Genomic DNA, 835 nt, shown 5'->3' with positions numbered 1-835 from the left:
CGAGATCGGCCATCAGCTCCGGCGGTAGGGCGTTGGTCGACCACTGCTCGCGGGCGATCGCCTCGGCCCGATCACGGGTGCTCGCCCAACTCAGATGCACCTGCAGCACGGTCCGTCCGGTTCCACCGCCGTCGCGGTAGGCGTCGAGGATGCGGCGCAGGTCGTCGAGCGGGGCGTTCACGGTGACGAGGCCGTCGACCCGGCCGGCGAATCGGCGGGCCGTCTCGGGAGTCAGTGCGGGGAGCAGGATTTCGGGAGGGACCGGTGGTCGGTCCCAGACGCGTCCGCGGTCGACCTTCACAGCGCCGTCGTGGTCGACGATCTCGCCCGCGTGCAGACGCCGGACGATGTCGAGGTTCTCGCCCAGGATCTGCTGACGTTCTTCCTTGGACGGCCAGGGAGTCCCGGACATGCGTTCGTTGCAATGCTCACCGCTGCCGAGCGCGAACCAGAAACGGTGCGGGAACATCGATGCCAGAGTCGCGGTGGCCTGAGCGGTGACGACGGGATGGTAGCGGAAGCCCGTCGCGGTGACGACGCCGAAACGCAGTTCGGTGGTGGCCAGGGCCGCACCGAGCCACGACCACGCGAAACCCGAGTGTCCCTGCCGGCGCGACCAGGGTTCGATGTGGTCCGAGCACATGGCCGCCCGGAAACCGGCTGCTTCCGCGAGCCGGACGTCCTCGAGCAGGCGGGATGGAGACACCTGTTCGTGTGAGGCGTGGAAACCTATCAGTGTCATCACTGTCCGCTCCTCCGGTCGATCGGGGATCAGTACTTCTCGATGAGTGTCAGTGCAGCGGTCATGAGTACGGGGTGACTCGTTCCCCGGGGG

Annotated in this window: 1 protein-coding gene; it reads right to left on the bottom strand. The window is 67.7% G+C overall.

Translation table 11 applies throughout. The features are described 5' to 3' along the window. The coding region (locus R1101_RS0124650; protein WP_016935790.1) for an LLM class flavin-dependent oxidoreductase at window positions 1-742 on the bottom strand (742 nt) is incomplete at its 3' end. Window positions 743-835 lie beyond the last annotated feature (93 nt).

The sequence above is a fragment of the Rhodococcus sp. R1101 genome, assembly GCF_000278445.1.
GTDB lineage: Bacteria > Actinomycetota > Actinomycetes > Mycobacteriales > Mycobacteriaceae > Rhodococcus > Rhodococcus gordoniae.
The sequence above is the reverse complement of the archived record's forward strand: the minus strand, read 5'-3'. Positions and strand labels throughout refer to the sequence as shown.